Consider the following 20,890-nt stretch of genomic DNA (forward strand, 5'->3'; position numbering starts at 1 on the left):
GGTGTATCGTAGAATTGAGGGATGGCATCTATGGTTAATGTTTCACTCTATCGCATTGTTGCCATCGTCTGGATGTCCGTGTCGTTCTTTCTCCAAATCTGGTGGTTTCAGAAGCGCCATCGACAACCGTGGTCTGCAGAGACGTCCGCTCATTTCGAGAGATTGATCGTCAAACAGGCGGCGACGTACCGGGAGACCGCGATTCGCTTGCAGGGGTTGCTGATTAAATTCGGACAGTTTTTGAGTACGCGAGCAGACCTGCTCCCAGACGTATTTCTGCGTGAATTGTCCACACTTGTCGACCAAGTTCCGACGGTGCCGTGGGAACAGGTTCGCCCGCTGCTTGACGCGGCGTGGGGTGGAGCCTACGGGGAAGTTCTTGAACGCATCAGCGCGGCGCCTGTCGCATCCGCTTCGATTGGCGTGGTGTATAAAGGCTATCTGCACAGCGGTGAAGCGGTTGCCGTGAAGGTTCGGCGTCCGGGGATTGAACGGATCATTCGCGCGGATTTTCAGGCGTTGCGCATCGTGACGTTTCTGACGAAACGGTTTACAAAGCTCGGCAAAATGGCCGATTTGCCCGCGCTTTATCAGCAAGTGGTCAGCATTATCGGCGATGAGATGGATTTTCAGAAAGAGCTTGCAAATGGGGAGTATTTTGCGACGCGCTTTCACGATTTTGAAGGCATCGAGATCCCCACGTATTATGCGCGATACTCGACGCGCTCCGTGCTTGTCATGTCTTGGATGGAGTCGGCAAGGGTGACGGACCTCGTTTTTATCGAGGAGCACGGGCTCGATCGGCACGTCATTGCTGAGCGGCTCGTTCGCAGCTTTGCCATCCAGTTGTTTCAGGGTGGACGTTTCCACGCCGATCCGCACCCTGGTAACATTTTGCTGCGCGAAGACGGCACAATCGTTCTGATTGATTTTGGCATGATCGGAACCATTCGCGATGAGGACGCGCGCGCCATTCGCGTGTTTGTCGAGGCGTTGATTTTTGGAAACGCGGATCAGATTGTCGAATCCCTCGAACGCTTGCGTTTTTTATTGCCGCATGCAGATAAGGCGGCGCTGCGCGATGTGGTGATGACGCTGTTTCGCGCGTATACTTCAAAAAACACACCGCTATTTGATGACGTTGCATTTGAACGGGTTTTAATCGATGTACAGAATACAATCAAAAAGCAACCGATCCAACTGCCGAGCGAGTTTGCCTTTTTGGGGCGCACACTCTCGACGCTGGTAGGCGTCTTGCACATTCTTGATCCTGGCATCGACCTGGTGGCAGTTGCGCGACCGGTGGTGACGGATTGGCTGAATGCGCAAGGCGACGCGAAGAAGGAGCAGGAAGACGGCCTGAATTGGCTGAAGATGGTTCGCGATTGGGCGTCTCCACTCGTGCAACTGCCGGTGCTCTTGACCGATTCGCTGCGCGCAGTTGAACGGAATCGCGAAGCAGACAGGCGTCAGCACTATGAGCGCTTGACACAGCAGGCGTATTTGCGCAATCACCTCTTTTCCTTCATCGTGTTTGCTTTGACTGGTGTCGGCGCCTACCTCGCGTGGGATTTGAAGCAGTGGAGCCTTTTTGACGGCACTGGATTGATTTGCGTGATCTCACTTGTGATCATGTGGCAGATTCGACGAAAGCATCACCGCTTTTTACAGCGACTGAGAAAGGGGATTTGATGATGTCTGACAAACGGGAAAAAGTAATGCGGGAAGCGGATGGATCGTGCGGTCCTTTTGATTTTCGGGTAGAAGGGTTTGAAGATGGGTATCGTCTCACGTTTCACGGTGATCGCGAGCGCATTCGAGACGGTCGCCGCGTGTCGGGCGCATTTCTCAACTTTTTGCAGCAAGCTGATCGTGTAGGGCTGCGCCTGCCGTTTCCGTTTCGCATGTTGTTGCGATTTTGGAAGAGATACAACCGACGTCCTCACGATGACGATTGAGCGCGCAATGCGTAGAATAGCATGAATTTCGTGTGCCACGCCACGCCATCACGCGTTAGGAGGATGACATGACCAAACTCTTTTTTGCGTCGGACATCGACGGAACGCTTCTGACGACAGACGGACGCTTGACGGAACGCACCTTGAAAATCCTTTCGCAAACGCGCGAAAGGGGTCACTATGTCACACTGGCGACTGGACGTTCTCTTCAAGCGACATTGCCGATTGCAAAGCAGGTTGGGGTCAATGCACACGTGATCACGCTAAACGGCGCACAGGTGGTCGACGGGACAGGTCGCACCGTCATGCAGCAGGCACTCTTTGAAGAGCCGCTAAAAGAACTGTGTGCACTGTTAGAGGCGCGGCGCTACCCGTACTGCCTGATGACGGCCGACTGGTTTGTGGTGAGTGAAAAGGCGCTCTCAGCGCATTCGAATCCTGCCTTCGCAAAGCGCAAAGACGTGACATCTCGCCCTGTTCTCGCGAATTTTTTATTGGATGCGCCACAGCCCGTGCTGAAATTGTCGCTGCGCTGTCCTGATCAGGCAGCGTTTGATTCCCTTCTTCAAATGCTTGTGGAGACGGATGCGTATGAAATTAGTTGTGGTGAACTGTTTTCCATCAATCTCACAGCAAAAGGGGTTACCAAATGGACGGGAATTGAGTATGTCATCAAGGAACTCTCCGTTGCGCCAAGCCATGTGGTTGCTTTCGGAAATGGCGACAATGATCTTGAGATGTTACGCCGCGCTGGGCGAGGATACGCGGTGGCGAATGCAGAAGAGCGTGTTTTGCGCGCATATGATTGCTTTATCGGCACGAATGATGAGGATGGGGTGGCCATAGAGATGGAGCGGATTGTCGAAAACCTATCGGGGCAAACCGCGTGAAAATGGACAAAAATGTTCCGAAAACCGTAGCGTTTTGTTTTGGGAAAGATTAGCATAGGAAGGTGAACAATAAAGGAGGGGTTTTAATGGCCGTGCGGGATCGTGAGTTGATTGAAGAGGCCTTCAAGTGGTCGATTGAAGCGATGTACGAATCGGATGAGGCATGGGAGAAGGAGTACCAGGCGCTGCGGGCGCTTTTGCAAGATGACCCATTTGTCGACTTTCGCGCCCATTTGGCTGACGGCGCAGAGCGCGTAAGCGAGTTTTTGAAAATCAATCTTGAAGTGACTGAACGGCTACAGCGGTTGCACGTGTATGCACACATGAAATCGGATCAGGACACACGGGTCGCGTCTGCGCAATCGATGAATAGCCGCGCGTCCACCTTGTTCGCGCACTACGGCGAGCGCGTGAGTTTCTTCATTCCTGAGATGCTCGCTCTTTCGGAGGAGACGTGGGCGACGTACCTCGCGGATGAGCGCCTCGCGGAAGAACGGCATGCACTCGATGATCTGCTCAGACAAAAGGCGCACACACGATCCGCCGAGACGGAAGGGGTTCTCGCGAGTCTTTCGGATGCGCTCTCAGGACCGGGGCAAGCGTTTCGGCAATTCTCAAATGCAGATTTTGATTTTGGGTCGTTTGAAGTGGATGGCGCCGTCTATCCCGTTTCCGAAGGTAGTTATGGTGTGTATGTGCGCAATAAGGATCGTCGGGTGCGCTATGAGGCGTACGCGAAACTGTTCGATACATACATGGCGCATAAAAACGGAATTGCGACACTCTATGCGGCGAATGTGAAACGGAACGTTACGATGGCCAATGTGCGCGACTTCGCGTCGGCAAGGCATGCTTCGCTCCATCGCAATAACATTCCGGTCAGTGTGTACGATTCGCTGCTTGAAGGGGTTCATCACGGGCTTCCTCATCTTCATCGCTACACTGATTTGCGCGCGCGCGTCCTTGGACTCGAGAAGATGGCGCACTACGACCGCACGGTGTCTCTCGCCGAGGCGGATCTCAGCGGGTACGATTATGAGAAAGGTTATGAGATGATTCTCACAGGCCTGGCGCCGCTTGGCGCCGCGTATCAGGAGATTCTTCAACGCGCCAGAGCGGAGCGCTGGGTGGATGTTTATGAGAACAAGGGAAAACGTAGCGGCGCTTACTCGACAGGATTTTACGGCACGCGACCCTATATTCTCATGAATTATCAGGATGACTACAACAGCGTCTCGACGCTCGCGCATGAACTCGGTCACAGTGTCCATACGTACCTCTCTTCGCGCCATCAGTTGCCGCAGTACAGTGACTACTCGATTTTTCTCGCCGAGATTGCGAGCACGGTCAATGAGACGCTGCTCGTTAATCACCTCTTGCGTGAATCGACTGACCCGCAAGTGAAAGCGGCGCTGCTTGACCAACAGATTGAGACGATCATGGGGACGATCTTTCGGCAGACGCAGTTTGCGGAGTACGAACTAAAGGCACATCAGGCAGTGGAATCTGGTGAGGCGTTGACGCATGAGTCGCTGTCAAAGATCTTTGGCGAACTGGCACAACAGTACTATGGACCGCGCTATGACTTGGATGAGCGTGCGGCGTATGAGTGGGCGCGGATTCCTCATTTCTACAATGAGTTTTACGTGTTCCAATACGCGACGGGTCTGAGCGCGGCGCTCGTCTTCGCGGATCGCATTCTCAAAGGGGAGCCAGGAGCGGTTGACGCGTATCTTGGCTTCTTAAAGAGTGGATCGAGCGCGTATCCGCTTGATGTGTTAAAAAGGGCTGGGCTTGATATGACCGATCCGTCCATCGTGCAACGCGCCATGGAAATTTTCGGTGGGCTTGTCGGGGAACTCGAGAATGCGCTTGAAGCGTCAAAGGTTCTCTGATTCAAGGAATTCATGGACGGCGCGCAAGAGCATCTTTGGAGATTTGCGCACCTCGCGCAGACGCATGGCAAACGCGATATAGGTTGGGCCTTCTGGGCTCAGAATAAATTCAAGCGTGTCAGGTCGCAGGGTTTGGGAGAATCGATCCCAAGCCTTTTCGGCGCTTTCACTCGCAATCGAGATCGTGTCGCGCAATTCCGGGAACGGAGAGTCGTGTTGCTGCAAAAGATCATAGATAGAGACGGAGAGTGCCTCGGCGAGTCGATAGACATAATCGATCGAAGGGCTCTTGCGGCCACCTTTTTCAAGTTGTGAGATATGGCTCAGAGAGACTCCGCTGCGCAGCGAAAGGTCGGCCAGCGTGTATCCGTGTTTATGCCGCAACGCTTTGAGGCGGCTTCCGTCAAATTGCACCGTCGATTTGATGACATTTCCTCCTTTTCGGGGGATCTTTCGCTATTATACAAATGTGTAATGATGAAGTGCAACTGCATGAAAAAGCGAGGGGCGCACAAGCGCATCCCTCGCATCTCGTTCTGTCTTTGATTCGGGTTTGTCAGTAGGCCCGCCCAAACCACACCGTGTGGGTTGCCGGCTTTTGACAATGCACGCATGTCTTTTGATGAACGGGCGGATCAAAAGGTATGTTGCGGCTTGTCGCTCCGGTTTGCTCTTTGACGGCGGCCTCACAAGCTTCGTCACCACACCATCCTGCCAAGGCGAATCCGCGCGCCTCGCGCACGCGCTCTTGCAACGCCTCCATCGTTTCGACAGGACTGCTGTGTTCCTCGCGAAACGCGCGCGCGCGATCAAACAGGGAGCGCTGAATCACATCGAGCAGTTCGCGCACGCGTTCCACCAGTTCCTGAACAGGGACGAGTATCTTTTCGCCAGTATCGCGGCGCACCACAACGACTTGGTCGGCGGCGAGATCGCGCGGCCCGAGTTCAATGCGCAGCGGGATGCCGCGCATCTCATACTCGTTAAACTTCCAGCCAGGACTCACGTCCTCACGGTCATCGATGCCTACGCGGTAACCGACCTGGCGAAGCGTCGCGACAAGCTCGTGCGCGGCAGGCACAACGTGTTCACGCATTTTCGCAGGTCCAATCGGTATTACCATCATCTGCGTTGGTGCGATGCGCGGAGGTAACTGCAGCCCGCGGTCGTCGCCGTGCACCATGATCAGCGCGCCAAGAATGCGGGTGCTCATGCCCCACGATGTGGTGTACGCCAGTTTTCGCTCGTTATCTTTGTCGAGGAATTCAATTTTGAAACTGCTTGCAAAGTTTTGACCAAGATTGTGTGACGTACCTGCTTGAATCGCTTTTCCGTCGCGCATCATCGCTTCGATCGAATAGGTGGCAACGGCGCCGGGAAATTTTTCTGACGGTGTCTTTTGCCCGCGGATAACAGGCACGCTCAAGACTTCCTCCATAAACTCGGTGTAGACGTCGAGCATCCGGAGGGTTTCTTCCTGTGCCTCTTGCGCTGTCGCGTGAGCGGTGTGCCCCTCTTGCCACAGAAACTCGCTTGTCCGTATGAAAGGCAGTGTGCGCTTTTCCCAGCGCACGACGTTCGCCCACTGGTTGAGAAGGAGTGGGAGATCGCGATAGGACTGAATCCACTGGCTGTACATGTGTCCGATGATCGTTTCGGATGTAGGGCGAACGGCGAGCCGCTCTTCCAGTTTGTCATCGCCCACCTGAGTGACCCACGGCAGTTCAGGATTGAATCCCTCGATGTGTTCCTTCTCTTTCTCAAAAAAACTTTCTGGGATAAACAGGGGAAAATACGCGTTGCGATGACCCGTCGCCTTAAAACGCTGATCGAGTTCTCGCTGACAGGCTTCCCACAGTTCAAAGCCGTCTGGTCGAAATACGATACATCCACGCACAGGCGAATAATCCATCAACTGCGCTTTCGTGATGACTTCGATATACCATTTGGAGAAATCCTCCCCTTGTGGCGTGATTTCTTTTACAAATTCCTTTTCCTTAGCCATCGTGTCCTCCTGATCGCTGTCCTACAATAAAGCGGTTTCCAAACAGTATATCAGATTCTGGTTATTTCGCAGAGCAATCCGTCCATTGACGAGGCTCGAGACGAAAGAGCGCGGCGGGCTGTTGCAACGCGTGTTCAAGCTGTATTCGCAAAGGAATGGCGCAGATTACTGCTTGTTCGGAGATTTGTTCGGCGGCCATCTGCAAAAGGGCGCGAATGGCATATGGATTGGCCGCGCTGACGATGCAGTAATACGTGTCCACATGCTCTGCGAGTTGCGTGAAAAGGGCTGTCTTGACCGTCCGATGGAACCCTTTTTGGCGAATGCGTTGGGTCAGGTAGGTACCGAGTAGCACGCTGCGATCCCTTCGCTCGTAAAAGCTCACACTGACGAGTGCAATGCAGTGGTCATCGTCGTCGACGTAAGCGTACGCCCCAGGCAGATCATCGACGGTGTTCGCGAGAAGACTCACGCCGTAGTCAAGCGCTGCGAATTCATCGCAAAATGGCCATTCATAGCGTCGAACAGAGTCAGGAATGACCCCCCCATAAAAATCGACGCATTGTTGATAGAGCGCGCGCGCGTCATGCAGTTGAAAGGGACGCAGGTGACGTGAAATGGCGTGTGATTTCTTAGTGATTTTTATCAATCCCCGATTGTATAATTGAATTATGCAATTGTATAATCTGGGTGGAGTACAAGAAGAATGCAATCCACAGTGAATTGGGGTTGTGCCGTTCAGGAGGTGTCCCTTGAAAAGCGGGCTAGGCGCACGAATGAAGGAACGACGAAAACAGATTGGCATGTCTGTCCAGGAGTTGGCGCTTCGCTCCCGCGTCTCTGTGAGCTACATCTACGCCATTGAAGCGGGGTCTCGTGGGTCGCATATCGATAAATTGACGCGAATTGCCCAGGCGCTTGACATGACCATCGATGAATTGTGGACGGATTCCTCTTCGTGATGAGTCCGCACACCTCCTTCTTATGCTGCACGTTTCCCAACGTCCCGCATCCATTGCCATCCCGAAAGGGATGAGGGTACAATAGGATCGGGAGGGCTTCCCATGCAAACAGATGTGTACATGACAACGTTAAAAGATCGCGGGTATCGCTTGACGGGTAAACGTCGAGAGATCCTCGATTTTTTGTTGCGAAACAATCGCTATGTGACGGCGCGCGAATTGATTGACCATCTTCGCGAATCGTACCCGACACTCAGTCTTGAAACGGTCTATCGCAATCTAAAGACGTTGCGCGACGAAGGCATCATTGAAGAATCCCGTTTTGATGAGTTGGAAGCGCACTACCGAATGGCTTGCCAAAATGGCCATCACCATCATTATATCTGTGTCATGTGCGGAAAAACCATCATGCTCGATCACTGCCCGATGCCAGCGGTCGGATGTGCGCCCTCAGGGTTCACCGTCTTGCAACACCGCTTTGAGGTGTTGGGCTACTGTTCTGACTGTCAGTCGACGTCTGAATCGTCCAAAGAGAAGAGAGACTGAACAGAAGGGGGATGGGTGTGATGCAACTCGACCGCATACGGGATCGTTCGACGGATCAACTCTTTGAGGCGATCCTTCTCTTAGAAAACCTGGACGAGTGTTATCGCTTTTTTGAAGACATCTGCACAATCGGCGAGGTGCAATCACTCGCACAGCGGCTTGAGGTTGCCCGCATGTTGCGGGGTGGGCTTACGTACAGTCACATTGAGGCGGAGACGGGCGCGAGCACCGCGACGATTAGCCGCGTCAAACGATGTCTACACTATGGATCAGACGGATATCATTTGGTGCTCGATCGCATGAAAGAGTAGACGGTTTCGTGCGTGACACGGAGGAAGATATGGATTCATGGGAAAGACTGCTAAAGCTCGACCCGGATCGCGCACACACGGAGGCGATGCTCGATCAAGCGTGCAAGGCGCCCGTTGATGCGCTGATCCTTGGCGGGACATGGGGCGTGACGACGCGAAACGCCACAGATCTCGCGCTTGCACTTCGCGCGCGAAAGGTGCGAAGGCCAATCTGGCAAGAGGTGTCGTCAGACAATGGCATTGCGTTTGGGGTGGACGGGTACCTGTTCCCGATCGTTTTAAACGCACTCGACATCGACGTTTTCGCGCGAAGCTATGTGAAGGCGTTACGCTTGTATCGCTCCGTCATCCCGTGGGACAAATGTGAATCGATTGGGTACGTGGTGATGAATGAGGCGTGCGCTGTGGCGAGGCGTGCGCGAGCGGAGATACCGAGAGATCTTGAGGATGTTCTCGCGTACGCTGCATATGGGACGAGACTTTGTGGAATGAAAGCGCTTTACCTTGAATACAGCGGGACGCTCGGCGATGTGCGCGTGCTACAGAGTGTGAAGCGCGCGTTTCCGCATATCCATCTCGTCTATGGCGGCGGAATCGAAACCTTAGAGCAAATGGAGATCATGAAGCGCTTTGCAGATACGGTGGTCGTTGGCAATGTACTCTATGAGAAAGGGCTTACTCGATTTTTGAAGGCAACCTGCACAACGTGATTTGTGCGTAAATTCAGGCCATCGCGTGAAACCTTGAGAGCGCTCTACCGTCTATAGGATGAATGCTTGAAACGTTCGGCCGTATTGCAGGCTGAATGTGTGAGTCTAGTGATTCTATAAGCGGATCAAAGGGGAGATCACGTGTGGCAAAACGCAATTGGATGGTTGGCGGGGCGATTACGGTGGCACTCTTGGTGGGTGGCGTCACGAGCCCACTGGTGCTCGGGGCGCACGCAATGGGAATGGGCAATACGCCTTCGAGTACGACAACGACTGCGACGCAGACGCCGAATACAATTACGGTGACAGGCATCGCCGGTGTGTACTCCACAGACAATGTTGCCACAGTGAATATGAGTATGAACATCAATGATCAAACGGTGCTTGCGGTCACCCGCGACGAGGCGCATATCGCGGGGCAGTTGACGCAGGAATTCCGTCACTTGGGCATTCCACAAGGGGATATCTCGACACTGTTTCAAGGGATCAATAACAATGGAAATATGTCGAATGAATCAGGGAATTTGAATGTCAACGTGACGGTTGCATCGGCGAGTCTCCTTCCCAAAGTGATGAACTGTCTGTCGACGCTTACAGAAGGATACGTGAGCAACGTGTATTCCAATGTTCAATACGCACCGATGAATCTCCCGACGATTCGCACGCAGCTCTTTGCCAAGGCGCTGGCTGACGCGAAGAGTCAGGCGCAGACACTGGCGAGTGACGTTGGCGCAACGGTCGGATCTGTCGTTAGCGTGACGTCTCCGGCGCCTGTCAATACAAATGTTATGAACGGTCCCGCACTGCCGAATCAATCGCTCGGCGGTATCAGCACGACGTATGGCTATGGCGGAAATTCGCAAAACTATGTCAGCTCGCAAGTCACGGTGACGTACCAGTTGATTCAGGGTTAAATGGTGCATATGATACCATGAAAAATCGAGTGGCCGTTCGCGCGCCTTCTCGGCTTTTTCATGGAATTGGGAAAGCGGCGTACGCAATTAGAGGGACATTTGTCGCTTGCGAAACCCGACGATTGCGATTGCAAAACAGGCAATGGATGCGCCAGCGAGGCCGCTTGCGATAGCAGAAAAGTCTCCGCTTCCATGGATGAGATTTTGCGCGTTAAAGGCGGCGAAGATTGTGACGTGATTTAGCCACGAAAACATATGGCTCAGTTTGGCAACCGTGTTTAGCAGATAGAAGGCGAGCGTGAGGATCACTGACGCACGGAGTGCGGTTCGTTCGTCTTTGGCGAGACACGAAAAAATGAAGCTGTAGCCGCCAATCACGAGAAACAAGAGTGCGCCAACGACGTTCAGTTCGATAAAATGAAGCGGATTCAGGTGTGTGTCGTGAAGAAATAAGTGAACACCGAGCAGTCCTCCGAGGGTAGAGAGCGCTCCGATGAACAGGATCCCGAGTCCCAAAAGCGCAGCCTGTGTTCGTGCAATGTTTCCGCGTGCGACAGGCGTCGCCAACAGATACGCAAGAGAACCGTTGTCGACCATGTGTGCGACGAGTTTAGTGGCGGTGACGACTGTGAAGATCGCCATGATGATGATATAGATGAGACCATAAAACTCCCCCGCCAAAAAGTCGCTCACATTTGTAACCCCGGATTGATAGCCGACGAGATTGACCCAGCCTTGAGGCAAACTTTTTAAAAGCGTGTTCAGCGCAGCGGATTTCGCGATCGAAGGGTAGATCCAGATGAAGATCAACTCGTAAAAAACGATCCCACACCCGTAACCCAGCACGGTTCTTAGATTGGATTTGAGCATCAAGTCCTTGCGCGATCCAGGTGACGGCGGAAATGACATGCTCCATCGTCAGTCCCGCTTGGGGCGAAGGCATTTGATTCACCTCGAATAGAACTGAATGACCTTCATTCGGAAGAGTGACCGCATGGTCACGATTGGCGTATTCTTCGCTCCAACGGGTGTCAAGTGTTGTGAATTCTTTTGTGCGCGCAAAGAGTAATGGAGTCTATAATAAGGCAAATGGGATAGGTTGTTTTAGGCTTTGGAAAATTGCGAAACTCGGTAAGGTGGTGGAGGAAGTGGCATTTGAAAGGCCCACACGTTGGGGTGAAATCCCGGTTAAGCATCTGTTTCAAAAGCACGCGAAGAAATCTTCAAAGCTCGCCGTGCTGTTTCCGGGCAGAGAGTATCCGCAATCTGCTCCGCTCATGTGGTATGCAGCAAAATCTGCTTTCTCTGCCGGTTATGATGTGCTTGGCATCGAGTATGGGTATCAGGCGAATCGCACGGATTTACGAATGGATGATCTTGATGTGTTGGTTTCGGAGGCGATTGACGCAATGGATCAAGTGATGCCAGATTCATATCGTGAGGTTACATTTATAGGGAAGAGTTTGGGGACGATGGTGCAAGCAAGTGTTGCTCAGAAGATTTCCTTTTCCGTGGGGAGTCATGTGTTTCTAACTCCGTTAAAACCTGTGATTCCGTTTATTCAAGAGACGCAACGTTCGCTTGTCATTGTGGGGGATTGCGATCCCCTGTTTGAAGCAACGGATATCCCCCACATTGCGAATCGCTCCAACGTGGACGTATCCGTCATTGCAGGTGCGAATCACGCGTTAGAAACGGAGGATGTCAGCGAATCGATTCGAATTTTGGGTCAGACGGCTACCTTATGCGAGGATTTTTTAAGAAACGCGAAGGATGGGAACGGGGGATGAGGGTTGGCAGAATCGGTGTGGAAACGTCGCTTAAAAGAAACCTATGACCACTATGCGAAGGAACGAGACCAAGTCGTCAAAGACGATTGGAAACTCGCGGAGCGCAACATGTTCCTTTCGCGTTTGCAGCGTGAGAATAGGGCGAAACTGCTAGAGATTGGCGCGGGGACGGGGCGCGACAGCATGTTTTTTGAAGAAAATGGATTGTTGGTCACAGCGACTGATCTGTCAGGCGAAATGGTTTTGCTCTGCCGTGAGAAAGGACTTTCGGCAGAGCAGATGGACGCGAGTGACCTGCAGTTTCCGGATGGGCACTTTGACGGGGTGTGGACGATCAATTGTCTGCTGCACGTGCCAAAGAGGGATTTGCCGGGTGTGCTGGCGGAAGTGCGGCGAGTTCTCAAACCGGGTGGACTCTTTTATTTTGGCGTGTATGGCGGGATGGATTTTGAGGGCGTCTGGGAGGCGGACCGCTATGATCCAAAACGCTTCTTCTCATTTCATACGGATGCGGCCATCCAGGAAACGGTCCGCCGCTTCTTTACGTTAGAATCGTTCAGGACGATCGACTATGGGAACGAAATCTTGCATTTTCAAGCGATGGTTTTAAGGCGTTGATAGAAAATGGTGGGTGAAACCGTGTATTCTGTTGGTTCGAGGTGAAAAGAGGGGAATGGGATCATGTTTAGCTACAGCGTCAATGCGGACACGCAAATGAGGTTGTTGGAAATCCGAGATGCGGATCCGCTCTTTGCCCTGTTAGACCAGTCGCGCAGTTATCTACGGGAATGGCTGCCTTTTGTGGACGGGACGCGCGCCGTCGAGGACACAAAAGATTTCATCCAGGGTGGGTTGCAACAATACGCATCCAACAACGGTGGTGAACTGGGAATATGGTATCGCGGCGAACTCGCGGGGGTCCTCGGTCTCCACTACATCCATGGGTCGAATCGACTGACGAGTATCGGGTATTGGATGGGTGAGAGGTTTCAAGGCAAAGGCATCATGACAAACGCTTGCCGTGCGCTTATTGACATCCTTTTCAAGGAGTACGGATTGAACCGTGTTGAAATACGGGTCGCTCCTCAAAACCTGAAGAGCAGGGCCATTCCTGAGCGGTTGGGATTTCAAAATGAAGGATGCAGACGGCAAGCCGAATGGTTGTATGACCATTATGTTGATCACGTGATCTACGGCATGCTTGCGCAGGATTGGAAGGCTTGAACGGATGGGTCGCATCATTTTGCCACATCGCTGCAACGCCGCATTTATGGAATGTGAAATGAGGAAATGAGCATCGAATCGTTAACCCCCGCACCATCAGCACCATCAATGCACAACGACGCAGCGCGCCACACCTCGGGGCTGTTCAGCCCGCTACGCCAATCCCGCAATTTTACAGCGTTGTGGCTCGGCCAATCGCTGTCTCAGTTTGGCGACTCAGTATTATGGGTCACGTTGCCATTGGCGGTGTTTCACACGTCGAATTCTACGGTACAACTCGGGATCATCATGGGTCTTTTTATGCTGCCGCAAGTTGTGCTGCTGCCGTTTACCGGAATTCTTGCAGACCGGATCTCTCGAATCAAGGCCATGATGGTCACGGACGTCGTGCGCTTGCTGCTTGTTGTTGTGCTCGCGATGCTCTATGTGGCGCGACTGATGGACACGCGCATCTTAGGCGTCTTTGTGCTGATGTATGGAGCGATGGAAGCGGTCTTTAATCCGGCTTATTCGGGCGCGCGTCAGCAGGTGTTCACGCCGGAGATCCGCAGTGCGGCCATCTCGCTCACGCAGATCACTATACAGAGCGCGCGCCTTCTCGGCCCTGCGCTCGGCGGAGCACTTGTTGGCCTGGCAACGCCTGCCGCCGGTTTCTTGCTTGACGCATTGATGTTGCTCGCGTCGGTCGTCAGTCTGCTCTTTTTGCGCATCCCTCCTCCGCAGAAAGATGCGGCGTCGCTACAAGGGACAGGGATGCGCGGCTACTTTCATGAACTGCTCGGTGGCTACCATGAACTCCGGAAGCATCCGTGGCTGTGGATCACGATTGTGGCGTTCGCCTTTTTAAGCATTGCGAGCGCGGGGCTGGCCACCATCCTCGTGCCGTGGCTTGTCAAAGTCCATCTGCATCTTTCAGATTTCACCTATGGTCTCGTGAGCAGCGCCTCGGGCGTCGGCGCCATCGCCGCGGCGTTCGTCTATAGCCGCAAAAGACAGTGGGGGCATCGGGCGTACCTTGCGTACGGCGGCTTGGCCGCCAACGCATTGGCGCTGTTTGGACTTACGTTCGCGCATACAACGTGGATGCTCATGGCAATCATGGCCGTGGCGAGTGCGGGTTCCATGATGTTTGGCGTGGTGTGGGAGGGAAGCATGCAAGAGTTGGTAGCCCCTGAGGCGTACGGACGCGCTGCAAGCCTTGATTATTTCGGCTCGTGGGTGCTTCTGCCCGTCGGCAATGTCCTGATCGGGTGGCTCGCCTCGCGCGTGGGCGGGATTCACACCGTCTGGGCTGCGTCTCTTTTTATGGTGATGATCACGGTCATCACCATGTCCGTACCGGCCGTCCGTCGATTCAATTAGAATTTCCCGCTCATTTGACGCCCCACTTTTTAAGGTGGTATAGTAGTCAACGTCGACGGAATGTAGCTCAGGTTGGTAGAGCGCACGGTTCGGGACCGTGAGGCCGCAGGTTCGAATCCTGTCATTCCGACCATTGTGCATGGCCCGCTCAGTAAACAGCTTCTTTGTTTACAGAAGCGGGCTTCTTCTTATTTTTAAGCGTGTGGAGAGATGAACGGTGAACGAACACATAGAGCATGAAACCGCACAAGTCGGCGTCATTATGGGGAGCGCGTCCGATTTTGAGACGATGAATCATGCTATTCAGATTCTAAAATCGTTTGGCGTCGCGTATGAAACGGAGATCGTATCGGCGCATCGCACGCCAGACAAGCTGTTCTCCTACGCAAAGACGGCGCGCGAGCGCGGGCTGCGCGTGATTATCGCCGGCGCGGGTGGCGCGGCGCATCTTCCTGGAATGACTGCCGCCATGACGACGCTTCCAGTTATCGGAGTGCCTGTGCAGTCAAAGGCACTTCAGGGACTCGACAGTCTGCTCTCCATCGTTCAGATGCCGGGCGGCATCCCCGTGGCGACGGTTGCGATCGGGGCAGCGGGCGCGAAGAACGCGGGCCTGCTTGCCGTGTCGATCCTCGCGTTGCAAGAGGTCGAACTCGCGATAAAGCTTGAAGCATACCGCGAAACCCAGCGCGACGCGGTGCTTGCGACGTCACTGCCAGAGGGAGGCGTGGAGTCGTGAAAAAGAGTGAGAAGCCGTTTGTTCTTGGTCTGCTTGGCGACGGGCAGCTCGCGCAAATGACTGCGCTTGCCGCGCGCTCGCTCGGCATGAAAACGCACGTTTTTGCATCGAGTCGCGAAAACCCAGCCGCGTTCGTGGCGGACGAGGTGACACTCGGCGATCTCGCGGATGAGGCAGCGCTCGTGTCGTTCGCAAAAAGCGTGGATGCGCTCACCTATGACACAGAGAATCTACCTTATGAGGCCATTTGCAAAGCGGCCGCGCAGACACCCGCCTTTCCCGACCCAAACATCCTGCACATTGCGCAGCATCGCATCCGCGAGCGCACCTTTTTGGCTACGTTAGGCATCCCCATCCCGGATGTCGCGGTCATCACCTCTGAAGCGGAATGTGAGCACGCGACGCGTGTGTTCACATTCCCAGCCGTGCTAAAAACGGCCGCGTTTGGATATGACGGCAAAGGGCAGCGCGTCGTGCGCGAGGCGAGCGAATTGCGCGACGCGTGGCGCGACCTCGGCGATCAGCCTTGCGTGCTTGAAGCGTTTGTCACTTTTGAGCGCGAGATGTCGGTGATCGTCGCCCGCGCGCAAACAGGTGAGATGCAGACCTTTGGCGTGATAGACAACGAGCATCGCAATCACATCCTGCACGCCTCTGTTTCTCCATCGTCACTATCCGCGACGATGCAGCAGGAGGCGCTGCGCATCGCGCAAACGATCGCGGTTTCGCTCAACCTTGTGGGATTGCTCGCCGTCGAGATGTTCGCCACAGAGGATGGGCGCGTTCTCGTGAATGAGCTCGCGCCGCGTCCCCACAACTCAGGGCACGTTACCCAATGCGCGAATGCGCTCAGCCAATTTCACAAGCTGTGCCTCGCTGTGAGTGGACAGGCACTCGGCGCGATTGACGCGCGCCCTGGCGTGATGGTCAATCTGCTCGGTGATCTCTTTCCCGATGGGGTCGAACCGATTTTCCGGCGAGTAGGGTTCGTCGAACCGCCGCTCGCAGCGACGCCTGGCACTGCGGTGACCGCTTACTTTTATGGAAAGCAAGAGGCGCGTCCGGGGCGCAAAATGGGTCATTTGATCGCCGTCGCCGACACAGTCGCCGACGCATACGAGATGGCGGAGCGCGCATATCAAGTGTACGTTCACGCAGCGGCTGTGGCAGGCGGGTCCCGCGTATGACCGATGAAGAGGCGCGCGTGATTCTGCGCGAAACACTCACCGACGATGTGATGCGCGAAGAGCGCTTGCGCGTGATGCGCGCGGTTCGTAACCAGGCGACAACGATGCTAGGGGCGCTCGGCATGCCCCAGCTTCTCGCCGAAGATCGACTCTCTGAGCAGCTTGCGCGCTACGAGACGGCGCATCACATTCCAGGGGATCATCTGTGGCAGGCGATGCAGTTTTTCTTTCGCGTGGCGCGTGAAGGCGGCGACGAGCAAGACCAAACGCTGATTGCGCACTATGCGGCGATTGTGCGCCAAACGCTGTTCACACCCGCGTATCGCCGCGCGCCGCAGATTCCCGATCCATTCTGGGAGACGCCGCTCGGACTGGCCATGCGTTTTGTGGAGCAGGGCGTGACAGCCTGTGCAGACGCGCTGCAAAAACTCGCGAAAGAAGGTGAATCATCATCATGAGCGCGATGCAACCGGAATCGTTTGATATCCTGGAGGGGTTGAATCCGCAACAGGTACAGGCGGTCATCCACAAGAACGGCCCGCTGCTTATCGTGGCAGGCGCCGGGAGTGGCAAGACAAGCGTTCTCACGCGCCGCGTCGCCTATCTGATCGAGCACGAGGAGGTTCTCCCGTGGAGCATCCTCGCCATCACGTTTACCAACAAGGCGGCGCGCGAGATGAAGTCGCGAATGGACAGGCTTGTCGGGCTTCGCGCGAATGACATCTGGGTGTCGACCTTTCACGCGATGTGCGTGCGCATACTGCGCCGGGAGATTGAGAAGTTGGGGTACACGTCGTCTTTTACGATTCTCGACGCGACCGATCAACTTTCTGCGGTCAGGCGGTGTTGTCAGGAACTCAACATCGACACCAAGAAGTTTGAACCGCGCAGTCTGCTCGCGGCGATGAGCAGCTACAAAAATGCGCGCATCTCGCCAGGGGCCGCGACGGTAAAGGCTGTCACGCTTTTTGAGCAGATGGCGGCAAGAGTTTACACGCTCTATCAGCGGCGCCTTAAAGAGCAGAATGCACTTGATTTTGACGATTTGATCGAAAAAACCGTGGAACTTTTTACCGAACACGACGATGTGCTCGCGTTTTATCAGCGCAAGTTTCAATATATTTTGGTGGATGAATATCAAGATACAAACCGCAGTCAATATGAACTGGTTACGCTCCTTGCCAAACGCCATCGCAACCTGTGTGTCGTCGGCGACGCGGATCAGTCGATCTACGCGTGGCGCGGCGCAGATATTTCAAACATTCTTTCGTTTGAGAAGGATTATCCTGACGCAGTCGTGGTCAAACTTGAACAGAACTATCGCTCCACACAGTCCATCCTCGATGCGGCGAACGCCGTGATCAAAAACAACCGCAACCGTCCGGAGAAGCGTTTGTGGACGGCGAATGAAGGCGGTTCGCGGGTGCGGGTGCACATGGCGATGGATGAACGCGAAGAGGCGCGCTACCTCGTCGAAGAAGCGCAGCGCCTGCACGATGAGCGAGACGTCCCTTATTCCGAGATGGCGGTGCTTTATCGCACGAATGCGCAGTCGCGCGTCGTCGAGGAATTGTGCCTGCAGGCGGGCATTCCGTACCGGGTCGTTGGCGGCACGCGATTCTATGAGCGAAAAGAGATCAAAGACGTGGTCGCGTACCTTCGCTTGATTGCCAATCCGCGGGATGACATCGCGTTTTCACGCATCATCAACGAACCGCGGCGTGGCATTGGGGAGGGGACGCTCAGCAAGCTGATGGCTTATGCGGCGCTTTCTAATGTGTCACTGATCGACGCGATCCACGCGGGGGAAGCGACGGGGCTCAGTCTGCGCTTTCGCGAGGCGCTCGCGGGTTTTGCGCAGATGATCGAGACGCTGCACACGATGTCTCAGTACCTCAGTGTGACGGAGTTGGCGGAGGAACTCTATGCGATGAGCGGGTATCGCAGGGTACTCTTGGAGGACAAGACGATCGAAAGCCAGGCGCGCGTCGAAAACCTGGACGAGTTTCTCTCGCTGACTCAGGAGTTTGACATGACCCATGAGACTGGATCGCTCGTCGATTTTCTCACGGAGAATGCGCTTGAAACCGACTTGGATCGTGCGCGCAGCGATGAGGATGCGGGTGTCACCCTGATGACCTTGCACAGCGCGAAGGGGCTCGAGTTTTCGGTCGTCTTTCTCATTGGCATGGAAGAAGGCATCTTCCCGCACAGTCGCGCGGTCGACGATGAGGGTGAGATGGCCGAGGAGCGCCGGCTCTGCTATGTGGGCATCACGCGCGCAAAGCAGGAACTGACGCTGTCGTGCGCCTATTCGCGGATGCTTTTCGGGCAGACGCGCGCGAACATGCCGTCGCGGTTTTTAAAAGAGATTCCTCAGGAACTCGTCGAGCCGATTGGTTATACGCGCCGCGCGGTTGCCGCGCCAGAACGGATGCGTCGCGAGGCGAGTCCAGGTACGTCGGCGCGAAGCCATGTTCCCCAAGGGTTTGGCGGTGATGTAGCGGCGAACTGGCAAGTAGGTGATTGTGTAGAACACCGCAAGTGGGGTAACGGCATCGTGACGCACCTCTCAGGCTCCGGGGATGACATCGAGATCACGGTGACCTTTGACCCGCCCATCGGGTCGCGGAAATTGATGGTGCGGTTTGCACCGATCACGAAGGTGGAGGGATAGGGAATGGGCGAAGTTGCGAAGCGCGCAGCCGAATTGCGTGAACTTTTGCAGCACTACGATTACCACTACCACGTCCTCGACGCGCCGCTCATCTCTGATCTCGAATACGATCAACTCTTGCGTGAATTAAACGGAATCGAGCAGACGCATCCTGAATTGGTGACGCCCGATTCACCCACAAGGCGCGTTGGCGGCATGTTGCTCGAAGGGTTTGAGAAGGTGGCACACCGCATCGCGCTGCGCTCGCTTTCCAATGTGTTTAATGAGCAAGAGTTGCTTGCGTTTGACGAGCGAATCCAGGTGTTTGCGAGTGATTTCAAAGGGTATGTGTGTGAACTTAAGATTGACGGGCTAGCGACAGCGCTGCGCTATGACGCAGGTGTCATGACGCAGGGTGCCACGCGTGGGGACGGCGTTGTCGGTGAGGACATCACGGTAAATCTGCGTACTATCAAGGCGATTCCGCTGCGCCTTCGGCAAGACGTGAGCATCGAAGTGCGCGGTGAGTCCTACCTCCCGCGCGCAGCGTTTGAACGAATCAATGCAGAGCGACGCGACCGCGGTGAGCCGCTTTTTGCGAATCCACGAAACGTGGCGGCCGGGTCGCTCCGTCAACTGGATCCAGCGATTGTTGCCGCGCGCAAACTCTCCTTTTTTGCGTATACGCTGGCAACGCCCGCGGGGCTTGCGACAACACAGGCAGAGGCACTGCGTGCGATGGGCGAGCTTGGACTCCCGATCAATCCACACTGGCGGCATTGTTTTCACATCAAGGACGTGATCGAGTACATCGCGTGGGCGCAAGCGGCGCGCGCGACGCTCGCGTATGACATCGACGGTGTCGTCATCAAGGTGAATGATTTTGCGGTACAAGAGGCGCTCGGGTTTACGGCGAAGAGTCCGCGTTTTGCGGTCGCCTACAAGTTCGCGGCGGAGCAGGCAGAGTCGCGCGTGCTAAACATTGAACTGAGCGTCGGACGCACGGGCGCGGTGACACCGACGGCGATCATTGAACCTGTCTTTTTGGCGGGGTCCACGGTGAGTCGGGCGACGCTCCACAACGAGGATATGATTCGGGAAAAGGATGTGCGCATCGGCGACCTGGTTATCGTGCAAAAAGCGGGCGATATCATTCCCGAGATCGTACGCAGTCTGCCGGAGGCGCGAACAGGCGACGAAGAGGTTTTCCGCATGCCGACATACTGTCCGTCGTGTGGCGAAACGCTTGCTCGCGCCGATGGTGAGGTGGTGCTCCGCTGCGTCAATGAAGACTGCCCCGCAAAGCAGATCGAGGCGCTGATTCACTTTGTATCGCGAAGCGCAATGAACATTGATGGCATCGGGGAACAGTGGATTGAGACGTTGTTTGAAAAGGGATTGCTCACAGACATTCCGAGCCTCTATCGCCTGAAAAGAGAATCGCTTCTGACGCTCGAACGCATGGGTGAAAAACTGGCAGATCGGATGCTGCGCAGCATCGAAGAGAGCAAGCGACAGCCTTTGGAACGCCTGCTTTTTGGACTCGGCATTCGTCACGTCGGCGAAAAAGCGGCGCAAGTGATCGCAGAGACGTTTGGCGCGATGGACGCTTTTCTTGAGGCGGACACAGATCAGCTTCAGGCGATCCCGGACGTTGGACCGAAGGTTGCGCAATCGATCGTAGCGTACACAAAAAAACCGCAGCATCGCGCGCTGATCGAGGAACTGCGCGAACTGGGAC

The 20,890-nt window shown here is 54.8% G+C and carries 22 protein-coding genes and 1 tRNA gene; 19 read left to right on the top strand and 4 right to left on the bottom strand.

Annotated features, from left to right (window positions below; genetic code table 11):
- Positions 1–30: 30 nt before the first annotated feature.
- From AYW79_RS02980 to pepF, 4 genes are all read left to right on the top strand, one after another.
- Positions 31–1,692, top strand: a complete 1,662-nt coding sequence (locus AYW79_RS02980) for an ABC1 kinase family protein (RefSeq protein ID WP_067561351.1) — start codon at positions 31–33, stop codon at positions 1,690–1,692.
- 2 nt (positions 1,693–1,694) lie between these two features.
- Positions 1,695–1,958 (top strand): hypothetical protein, encoded by a 264-nt coding sequence (locus tag AYW79_RS02985; RefSeq protein WP_067561352.1) that lies wholly within the window; start codon positions 1,695–1,697, stop codon positions 1,956–1,958.
- Between the two features lie 68 nt (positions 1,959–2,026).
- Positions 2,027–2,848, top strand: coding sequence for a Cof-type HAD-IIB family hydrolase (locus AYW79_RS02990; protein ID WP_067561354.1), 822 nt, complete (start codon positions 2,027–2,029; stop codon positions 2,846–2,848).
- Between the two features lie 86 nt (positions 2,849–2,934).
- On the top strand, positions 2,935–4,743 hold the full coding sequence (pepF, locus tag AYW79_RS02995) for an oligoendopeptidase F (protein ID WP_067561356.1): 1,809 nt from the start codon (positions 2,935–2,937) through the stop codon (positions 4,741–4,743).
- Here the strand turns inward: pepF and AYW79_RS03000 are convergent.
- From AYW79_RS03000 to AYW79_RS03010, 3 genes are all read right to left on the bottom strand, one after another.
- Positions 4,729–5,157 (bottom strand): helix-turn-helix domain-containing protein, encoded by a 429-nt coding sequence (locus AYW79_RS03000; RefSeq protein ID WP_067561358.1) that lies wholly within the window; start codon positions 5,155–5,157, stop codon positions 4,729–4,731. The two genes, pepF and AYW79_RS03000, sit on opposite strands and share 15 nt — an antisense overlap.
- 142 nt (positions 5,158–5,299) lie before the next feature.
- Entirely contained in the window at positions 5,300–6,748 is a 1,449-nt protein-coding gene (gene proS, locus AYW79_RS03005; RefSeq protein WP_067561359.1) for a proline--tRNA ligase, read from the bottom strand.
- Between the two features lie 61 nt (positions 6,749–6,809).
- Positions 6,810–7,397, bottom strand: coding sequence for a GNAT family N-acetyltransferase (locus AYW79_RS03010; protein ID WP_067561360.1), 588 nt, complete (start codon positions 7,395–7,397; stop codon positions 6,810–6,812).
- A gap of 103 nt (positions 7,398–7,500) precedes the next feature.
- Between AYW79_RS03010 and AYW79_RS03015 the strand changes: the two genes are divergently transcribed.
- The 5 genes from AYW79_RS03015 to AYW79_RS03035 all read left to right on the top strand — a co-directional run bounded on the left by AYW79_RS03015 (position 7,501) and on the right by AYW79_RS03035 (position 10,191).
- Positions 7,501–7,710: a helix-turn-helix domain-containing protein gene (locus AYW79_RS03015; protein WP_231877754.1), complete on the top strand. Its 210-nt coding sequence runs from the start codon at positions 7,501–7,503 to the stop codon at positions 7,708–7,710.
- Between the two features lie 102 nt (positions 7,711–7,812).
- Complete coding sequence (locus AYW79_RS03020) at positions 7,813–8,256, top strand: Fur family transcriptional regulator (protein WP_067561361.1); 444 nt, start codon at positions 7,813–7,815, stop codon at positions 8,254–8,256.
- Between the two features lie 20 nt (positions 8,257–8,276).
- On the top strand, positions 8,277–8,567 hold the full coding sequence (locus tag AYW79_RS03025) for a YerC/YecD family TrpR-related protein (protein ID WP_067561362.1): 291 nt from the start codon (positions 8,277–8,279) through the stop codon (positions 8,565–8,567).
- A gap of 29 nt (positions 8,568–8,596) precedes the next feature.
- Positions 8,597–9,277 carry a geranylgeranylglyceryl/heptaprenylglyceryl phosphate synthase gene (locus AYW79_RS03030; RefSeq protein ID WP_067561432.1) on the top strand — a complete coding sequence of 227 codons (681 nt, stop codon included), beginning with the start codon at positions 8,597–8,599 and terminating at the stop codon, positions 9,275–9,277.
- 143 nt (positions 9,278–9,420) lie between these two features.
- Complete coding sequence (locus AYW79_RS03035; protein ID WP_067561367.1) at positions 9,421–10,191, top strand: SIMPL domain-containing protein; 771 nt, start codon at positions 9,421–9,423, stop codon at positions 10,189–10,191.
- 87 nt (positions 10,192–10,278) lie between these two features.
- Here AYW79_RS03035 and AYW79_RS03040 read toward each other — a convergent pair whose 3' ends face one another.
- Positions 10,279–11,100, bottom strand: a complete 822-nt coding sequence (locus AYW79_RS03040) for an ABC transporter permease subunit (RefSeq protein WP_067952744.1) — start codon at positions 11,098–11,100, stop codon at positions 10,279–10,281.
- 239 nt (positions 11,101–11,339) lie between these two features.
- Between AYW79_RS03040 and AYW79_RS03045 the strand changes: the two genes are divergently transcribed.
- The 10 genes from AYW79_RS03045 to ligA form a co-directional block, all read left to right on the top strand.
- Complete coding sequence (locus AYW79_RS03045; protein ID WP_067561369.1) at positions 11,340–11,981, top strand: alpha/beta family hydrolase; 642 nt, start codon at positions 11,340–11,342, stop codon at positions 11,979–11,981.
- Positions 11,982–11,984: 3 nt separating this feature from the next.
- Positions 11,985–12,599, top strand: a complete 615-nt coding sequence (locus AYW79_RS03050) for a class I SAM-dependent methyltransferase (RefSeq protein ID WP_067561370.1) — start codon at positions 11,985–11,987, stop codon at positions 12,597–12,599.
- A 63-nt stretch (positions 12,600–12,662) separates the two neighbouring features.
- Positions 12,663–13,205, top strand: a complete 543-nt coding sequence (locus tag AYW79_RS03055; RefSeq protein ID WP_067561374.1) for a GNAT family N-acetyltransferase — start codon at positions 12,663–12,665, stop codon at positions 13,203–13,205.
- Positions 13,206–13,313: 108 nt separating this feature from the next.
- Complete coding sequence (locus tag AYW79_RS03060; protein WP_067561436.1) at positions 13,314–14,567, top strand: MFS transporter; 1,254 nt, start codon at positions 13,314–13,316, stop codon at positions 14,565–14,567.
- Positions 14,568–14,623: 56 nt separating this feature from the next.
- Positions 14,624–14,700 (top strand) — tRNA-Pro (locus tag AYW79_RS03065).
- A gap of 84 nt (positions 14,701–14,784) precedes the next feature.
- Positions 14,785–15,306 (top strand): 5-(carboxyamino)imidazole ribonucleotide mutase, encoded by a 522-nt coding sequence (gene purE / locus AYW79_RS03070; protein ID WP_269449031.1) that lies wholly within the window; start codon positions 14,785–14,787, stop codon positions 15,304–15,306.
- Positions 15,303–16,493, top strand: coding sequence for a 5-(carboxyamino)imidazole ribonucleotide synthase (locus AYW79_RS03075; protein ID WP_067561379.1), 1,191 nt, complete (start codon positions 15,303–15,305; stop codon positions 16,491–16,493). Before purE ends, AYW79_RS03075 begins: the two co-directional genes overlap by 4 nt.
- Complete coding sequence (locus AYW79_RS03080; RefSeq protein WP_067561380.1) at positions 16,490–16,951, top strand: hypothetical protein; 462 nt, start codon at positions 16,490–16,492, stop codon at positions 16,949–16,951. The genes AYW79_RS03075 and AYW79_RS03080 overlap by 4 nt, the downstream gene beginning before the upstream one ends.
- Positions 16,952–16,956: 5 nt before the next feature.
- Complete coding sequence (gene pcrA, locus AYW79_RS03085) at positions 16,957–19,170, top strand: DNA helicase PcrA (RefSeq protein WP_067561447.1); 2,214 nt, start codon at positions 16,957–16,959, stop codon at positions 19,168–19,170.
- Positions 19,171–19,173: 3 nt separating this feature from the next.
- A partial coding sequence (gene ligA / locus AYW79_RS03090) for an NAD-dependent DNA ligase LigA (RefSeq protein ID WP_067561381.1) occupies positions 19,174–20,890 on the top strand: 1,717 nt, incomplete at its 3' end.

It is taken from the genome of Ferroacidibacillus organovorans (assembly GCF_001642725.1).
Taxonomy (GTDB): Bacteria; Bacillota; Bacilli; order Alicyclobacillales; family SLC66; genus Ferroacidibacillus; species Ferroacidibacillus organovorans.